The sequence below is a fragment of the Motilimonas pumila genome (assembly GCF_003596335.1).
GTDB classification, from domain to species: Bacteria; Pseudomonadota; Gammaproteobacteria; order Enterobacterales; family CBDFNC01; genus Motilimonas; species Motilimonas pumila.
On sequence record NZ_QZCH01000054.1, the window covers coordinates 1 to 8,181 of the forward strand.

At 52.7% G+C, this 8,181-nt stretch carries 2 protein-coding genes; both read right to left on the bottom strand.

Annotated elements, in window-relative coordinates; all coding sequences use genetic code 11:
• On the bottom strand, positions 1-3,280 hold a 3,280-nt coding region (locus tag D1Z90_RS19925; protein ID WP_119912543.1), incomplete at its 3' end, for a non-ribosomal peptide synthetase.
• The coding region (locus D1Z90_RS19930; RefSeq protein WP_147378808.1) for a non-ribosomal peptide synthetase at positions 3,277-8,181 on the bottom strand (4,905 nt) is incomplete at its 5' end. The genes D1Z90_RS19925 and D1Z90_RS19930, both read right to left, overlap by 4 nt.

Sequence of the window (8,181 nt, forward strand, 5' to 3'; positions counted from 1 at the left end):
GAGATAACACAGGCGCGTCAAACACCTTCTTTGGCGTTAAATTAAACCCGCTTTGCTTCACCCTGCTCACTAACTGCAGCGCTAAAATTGAGTCGCCCCCTAAAGCAAAGAAGTGACTCTCTCGCCCCACTTCACTCACCCCCAACAGCTCTTGCCACACTTGCGCCAATAACTGCTCGCGGTCTCCTTCCACCGGCGTCAATTCGCCTTGCGCACCCGCTTCCCATTGCGGCGCAGCCAAGCCATTTCTGTCTATCTTGCCCGCCGGCGTTAACGGCAGCTTATCCAGCCAAATTAACCTGCTCGGCACCATGTAATCCGGCAAACCTTGCGCCATTTGCTGCAACACCTGGCTTTCTTCACTTTGCCCCGCTACCGGCCCTTGCAAGTAACCCACCAAGCGTTTTCCGCCCGGCGCGTCATGAGCCACTACCGCTACGTGCTCTACCTCGCTCCATTGCTGCAGCTGCGTTTCTATTTCGCCAAGCTCGATTCTAAAGCCCCGGATTTTGATTTGTTGGTCACTGCGCCCTAAGTATTCCATCACACCGTCGGTACGCCAACGTACCACATCACCGGTGCGATACATTCGCTCGCCCGCAGCGCCGTAAAGGTCTGGCAGAAAACGCTCTGCCGTGAGCCCCGGTCGTTCATGGTAGCCCCGGGCCAAGCCCACTTCACCACCTATATACAGCTCCCCCGCCACACCAATCGGAGCCAGGTTCAATGCGTTGTCTAATACGTATAAACGCCGCTCGCCCACGCCCGTTCCTATCGGCGCATACGCGCTGCTCATCTTCGTCTCCGGGTACGCTTCCCATATCATCGGCGTCACCACGGTTTCTGTTGGCCCGTAGCCATTGATGATGCGCGGTGGGTTTAACACTTGTTGTAAGCGCTCGTACGTATCACGGGTAAAGGCTTCGCCCCCTAATGTCCATGAGCGTACTTTCAGCGCAGGCTTGCGGTAATCTATCCAATCTAATAGCGGCCCCACATAACTCGGCGGGAAACACGCGATGGTCACCCCTTCTTGCACTAAGGCTTCGCAGGTTTGCTCCGCACTCCACAGCTGTTGGTCTCGAATCACTAACCGTGAGCCAAACGCCAGTGGCACCGTCCAGCGCTCTACCGCGCCGTCAAAACTCACCGACGCAAAGTGCAGCTCCACGTCTTCTGGCGTCATGCCATAACGTTGGCCAATGGTTTGCACGTGCATCGTGAGTCCGCCGTGGGCAATGTTGACCCCTTTCGGCTGACCGGTTGAGCCTGAGGTGTAAATGGTATACGCCAGTTGCTCTGGGTGCAGCGTGATACCTAACCCATCAGTGGGGTAATCCGCTAACGCGAGGGTGGCCAAGTCTATCGCGGTTACGCCAGGCGGCGTGGCAAAGGAGACCGCTTGTTCGCTGTCTCGCAACAACCATTGGCAACCGCTGTCGCGGAGCATATAGTTGAGGCGCTCGGCCGGGTAATCCGGGTCGAGGGGTAAGAACGCGCCGCCGGCTTTTAAAATCGCCAGCATCGCAATTATCATGTCGCAGCCGCGGTTAAAGCACACGCCCACGGGCATGTCGGGGCGCACGCCTTGCTGGTGCAAGTAATGGCTCAGCTGGTTGGCTTGCGCCACCAGCTCGCCATAGCTGACGCGACGTTTGCCGTGAACCAAGGCTATCGCCTCTGGCCGCTGCGCGGCTTGTTGGTCGACCAAATCGCTGAACATTAGTAAGCTGTGCTCACAGTGCGGCGCCTTTTGCATCAGTTGCCACGGCGAAACGACACTCGACCTTGCTGCTTGGTTTGGCGTTGCTGCTTGGCGGTGTTCACTTAAGCTTTGCAAGTTAGCAGCACTTGGGTCAAACAAGCAATAATCAGTCAAGCCTCGTGTATTATCAGATTGCTCAATTAAGTATTGTAAACCGGTAAACAACTGCGTCATTAACGCAGGTTCGATGCGGTCTTTGGCAAAGGTTAAAACCAGTTGGGTGTCTTCGTGAGATTGTCTAACATCTAACGCTACGTCGAACAAGGCGTGCTGATTCATCGCCTCGATCCCAGTTAAACTGACTCCACCAAGCGACAGCTGAGCAGTGCCTTGCTGCTGGTAGTTAAATAAAACTTGGAATAAAGGGGTTTCTCCCGGGCCTCGCTCTGGGTTAATGGCTTTCACTATTTGATCAAATGGCAATAACTGGTTGTCTTGCGCCAGCAACAGATCTTGATGCGTAGTTTGACATAACGAGGTCAAGCTCTGTTGCCAGTCAAGTTGCCCCCTAATCACCATGGTATTGACAAAAAAACCAATCAAGTTGGCCGTTTCACTGCGACTACGCCCAGCGCTTGGCATGCCTATCGCAAGGTCATTTTGGCCGCTAAATAACGCCAAAGCTAGCTGCCAATACGCGAGTAATAGGCTCGCGCCTGACACATTCATGTCTCGGGCTTGTTGATGCAACTTTTGATGCAACGACGAAGGCAACGTGCGCTGATCAGATTGCGCCAAACGAAATTGGCTTGCGCTAGGTTGACGCCAATATGGCACCAGTAACTGTGGTTGCGTTGGTGCGAGTCGCTGTTGCCAAAATGCTAACTGCTGCTGTGCTTTACCAGCTTGCAATAAAGCGCTTTGCCAAACAGAGAAGTCCACGTATTGCACCGCTAAATCGCTCAACGGCAAGCCTTGATAAGCCGTTACTAAATCTTGCATGAAAAGGTCTAATGACCAGCCGTCTGCCACCAAATGGTGGATCACAAACGCCAACACGCCTTGATCTGAGCTGTGCTGCATCAGAGCCACTCGCAGAGGCAATTGCACGGTTAGATCAAATGCCTCATTGGTAAAATCAACCAAGGCTTGAGTTTGGGCCAACTCACTTGCTGTGGTCAGATCCAGTCGCTTTATGGCAACACGAGCCTGAGTATCAACAAATTGCTGACTTTGACCTTGCTGCTCAACAAAGCGGGTTTGTAAAACCCGCTGACGCGCCACTAACAGATCCAGAGCATGCTGTAACCGGGTGTTATCCAACGCGCCATTAAACTTAAACGCCCCCGCCATATGATATGCAGCGTTACCATTGTCTAACTGATAAACCTGCCACATGCGTTGCTGGGAAGGCGACAAAGGATAAAGTTGCTGCAGCGGCGCCGCGATAATAGGCAAACGTTCAAAATCCAGTCCTTTGGCAGCCAATAAGCTCAAAAATTTCTTTTGCTCCGGTCCAGCTAAGCCCAAAAAGCGTTTTGCTAATGCGGTTTTGTCTATTTTCCCAACACTCATAATAATTCCAGCTCATCCATTAACGCAGCCATTTCATCTAGCTCTGCTTGTTCTTGTGACTGATTTTGCTGCCAACTTGGGGCTATTTCATCGGCCAAATGTTGTAAACTCGCCGCTGCAAAAAAGGCCTGTAGGCTCAGATCTACGCCCAGATCCTGACGGATATCCGCCAGAATTTTAGTCGCGAGTAATGAATGCCCACCAAGGGCAAAAAAGTTGTCATCTAGGCCCACTTGTTCCAGCGCTAAATGCTGCTGCCATTGATTAGCAAGCCATACCTCTAGCTCACTTTCTGGCGCGCGGTAACTTACCGCTTGCCACTGCGGCTGAGGGAGCGCCTTACGATCGCGTTTACCGTTTGGCGATAAGGGCATGTCGTCTAGGCGAAGATATAGCGCAGGTACCATATAGCTCGGCAGTTGCTGCGCTAATTGCCCATTAATGGCATGTTCTTGCTCTTGCGTCAGCGTCTCCGTCACCAAGTAAGCGACTAACTGCTCGCCGATACCACTGTCAGATACGATCACTGCCGACTCTTGCACGCCGTCAACTTTGTTCAAGCAGGCTTCGATTTCTTCCAGCTCGATCCGCAGGCCACGCAACTTTACTTGCTGATCCAACCGGCCTAAATAATCCAATACGCCATTTTGGCGGCGTATTACCTTATCTCCCGTTCGATACATGCGGCCACCCTGCTGAGAAAACGGATTCGGCATAAAGCGCTCAGCCGTTAAATCAGCTCGGTTGCGGTATTCTCTGGCCAGGCCTTCACCGGCGATATAAAGTTCACCAGGCACGCCCGCGGGCACAGGCAGTAAATACTCATCGAGCACGTGCAGCTGAATATTGCTGATAGGCAGACCGATTGGCACCTTGCTACTTAGTTGCTGGCAAGGCCAATAAGAGACGTCTATTGCGGCTTCGGTTGGGCCGTACAAGTTGTGCAGTTCAACGTTAGGTAACTGCGTAATAATTTGATTCGCCAGTTCAGGAGGCAAGGCTTCACCACTGCAAATAATACGGCGTAAAGCTGTGCTCTGCGCGAGATCTACTTGGCTCACCATAGCGTGCAACATGGATGGCACGAAGTGAACATGACTAACCTGATACGTTTGCATTTGTTGCAGTAACTGCAAAGGCTCCCGATGAGCTTCAGGATCAGCAACAGCAAGCTGCGCACCGACCATAAACGGCCAAAATAGCTCCCATACTGATACGTCAAAACCGATGGGTGTTTTTTGCAATACCACGTCATGACCGTCTATTGGGTAAGCTTGTTGCATCCAGCGCAAACGGTTTTGCAGCGCGAGTTGATGATTTACCACTCCCTTAGGTTTACCGGTTGAGCCAGATGTAAAAATAACGTACATGGCTTGCTGGGGGTGCCAATTTACCTCAGGTGCAACCGCCGGCATTGCCGACAGATCTAACGCATCAAGCTTAACCGTCTCGGTATGACTGTCGGCGCTAAATGGCACGCCTTCAAGGGTCAAGGCTAGCTCCACCTCCGCTTGTTGCAAGATGTAGTTAATGCGCTCGCTTGGCAGGCTAAGATCTACCGGTACGTAGGCGCCTCCAGCGCGCACTATGGCGTGGATAGCAATGATGAGATCAATACAGCGCGGCATGGCAACCGCAACATAACTATCAATATTGACGCCTCGCTGGCGTAAATATTGCGCCAGCTGATTCACTCTTAAGTTAAACTCTCGATAATTCAACTGGGTTTCACCCATCGCCAAAGCGTTCGCTTCCGGAGTTAACATTGCTTGCTGTTGGATTTGTTGGCTAACACTTACAAAGCCACCCCAGTCCACATGGGTTTGATTTATGGCGTTAATATCGTCTTGCTGGCGTTCAGACAATAAGCTGATTTGTTGCGTATTGCGTTCAGGCTGTTCGGTCACTTGAGCCAATAACGCTAATAAATGCTGACTAAGCTGCGCAATGTAATCTTGGCTAAATAATCCTTTGTCATAAGCCAGCACGCCAAACTGCTCACCGCCTTCGGTGATGTGTACCTCAAAGCTCAAATCAAGCTGAGGCTGCCCCACTTTGGGCTCAAGCAAACTGACTTCAAGGTTGGGCCAATCTTGCAAGGCACTGCTTTGTACCTGTTGCAGATTAAATACACTCTGATACAGAGGGTGATGTGTCTGCTGACCTTTGCTGGCCATCACTTCTACTAACCGCTCAAACGGCAAGTTTTGATGGCTTAGGGCGTTGCGGCTAAAGAGTGTGGTATGCGTTAGTAATGCAGCAAAGTCCATTGGCCCATCAAATTTGGCAGGCATCACTATAACGTTAATAAAGCAGCCCAAGAGGGACTCTGTTCCTGCTTCGGTTCTGCCGGCGACTGGCACACCCACACGGATTTCACTCTGCTGGGTATATTTATGCAGTAACAGCTGCCATAACGTCAGGTACAGAGTAAATTCAGTGGCGTTAAATTGCTGCGCCGTTTGCCCAACTTGCTGCGCCAACTCAGGGGATATATCAAACCGATAAAGCGCACCTTGCGCAGGTTCATTGCTGCGACCTAAATCAGGCTCTAGCGCTAACGGCTCTATGTCTTGTTGTAATTGCTGTTGCCACCACTGCAAGCTGTCTTTGGCCTGCTGACTTTGCAACCACGTTTGCTGCCAATGGCAATAGTCTAAATAGTCGAATTCCGCTCGATTTACCGCTTCGCCTAGATAACGGCGTTTTAGCTCACTCAGTAACAGCCCCATACTGACACCGTCTGAGATGATATGGTGTTGTACGATGACGACTTGCCAATGATGCTCAGCACACTTTTTAACGCCCACTCGAATTAAGCTGTCTTGCGCTAAATCAAAAGGCTTAAGCCAAATGTCTCGCTCAGATTCGTCGTCTTCGAGCATGGTAATAGGCAGTAAACGAGCACCAGAAAGTTGCTGTACAAGTTCACCTTGATGCTGCACAAATTGCAGCTGGAATACTTCATGGGCCGCCGCTAATTCATGCAAGGCTTGCTGCAAACGCGGCACGTCTAGTAGCCCTTTAAAATTGAGTCCAACCGGCATATTAAATGCGGTATTTTGAGGCTCAAGCTGTTGCATAAACCACAGTCGTTGTTGTGAAGTGCTCACTGGCATATACGGCTGTCTTGGCACAACTTGCAAAGGTAGCGAAGCGCCTCCTTGCTGACAATGAGTGGCCATCTGCTGTAACAGCGGATTATCAAAAACCTGAGGCAATGCCAGCTCAACTTGATGATCTCGTTTCAACTGGGCTACTAAGCGGGTCGCCAAAAGTGAATGCCCACCTAAAGCAAAGAAGTGACTCTCTCGCCCCACTTCACTCACCCCCAACAGCTCTTGCCACACTTGCGCCAATAACTGCTCGCGGTCTCCTTCCACCGGCGTCAATTCGCCTTGCGCACCCGCTTCCCATTGCGGCGCAGCCAAGCCATTTCTGTCTATCTTGCCCGCCGGCGTTAACGGCAGCTTATCCAGCCAAATTAACCTGCTCGGCACCATGTAATCCGGCAAACCTTGCGCCATTTGCTGCAACACCTGGCTTTCTTCACTTTGCCCCGCTACCGGCCCTTGCAAGTAACCCACCAAGCGTTTTCCGCCCGGCGCGTCATGAGCCACTACCGCTACGTGCTCTACCTCGCTCCATTGCTGCAGCTGCGTTTCTATTTCGCCAAGCTCGATTCTAAAGCCCCGGATTTTGATTTGTTGGTCACTGCGCCCTAAGTATTCCATCACACCGTCGGTACGCCAACGTACCACATCACCGGTGCGATACATTCGCTCGCCCGCAGCGCCGTAAAGGTCTGGCAGAAAACGCTCTGCCGTGAGCCCCGGTCGTTCATGGTAGCCCCGGGCCAAGCCCACTTCACCACCTATATACAGCTCCCCCGCCACACCAATCGGAGCCAGGTTCAATGCGTTGTCTAATACGTATAAACGCCGCTCGCCCACGCCCGTTCCTATCGGCGCATACGCGCTGCTCATCTTCGTCTCCGGGTACGCTTCCCATATCATCGGCGTCACCACGGTTTCTGTTGGCCCGTAGCCATTGATGATGCGCGGTGGGTTTAACACTTGTTGTAAGCGCTCGTACGTATCACGGGTAAAGGCTTCGCCCCCTAATGTCCATGAGCGTACTTTCAGCGCAGGCTTGCGGTAATCTATCCAATCTAATAGCGGCCCCCCATAACTCGGCGGGAAACACGCGATGGTCACCCCTTCTTGCACTAAGGCTTCGCAGGTTTGCTCCGCACTCCACAGCTGTTGGTCTCGAATCACTAACCGTGAGCCAAACGCCAGTGGCACCGTCCAGCGCTCTACCGCGCCGTCAAAACTCACCGACGCAAAGTGCAGCTCCACGTCTTCTGGCGTCATGCCATAACGTTGGCCAATGGTTTGCACGTGCATCGTGAGCCCGCCGTGGGCAATGTTGACCCCTTTCGGCTGACCGGTTGAGCCTGAGGTGTAAATGGTATACGCCAGTTGCTCTGGGTGCTGCGTGATACCTAACCCATCAGTGGGGTAATCCGCTAACGCGAGGGTGGCCAAGTCTATCGCGGTTACGCCAGGCGGCGTGGCAAAGGAGACCGCTTGTTCGCTGTCTCGCAACAACCATTGGCAACCGCTGTCGCGGAGCATATAGTTGAGGCGCTCGGCCGGGTAATCCGGGTCGAGGGGTAAGAACGCGCCGCCGGCTTTTAAAATCGCCAGCATCGCAATTATCATGTCGCAGCCGCGGTTAAAGCACACGCCCACGGGCATGTCGGGGCGCACGCCTTGCTGGTGCAAGTAATGGCTCAGCTGGTTGGCTTGCGCCACCAGCTCGCCATAGCTGACGCGACGTTTGCCGTGAACCAAGGCTATCGCCTCTGGCCGCTGCGCGGCTTGTTGGTCGACCAA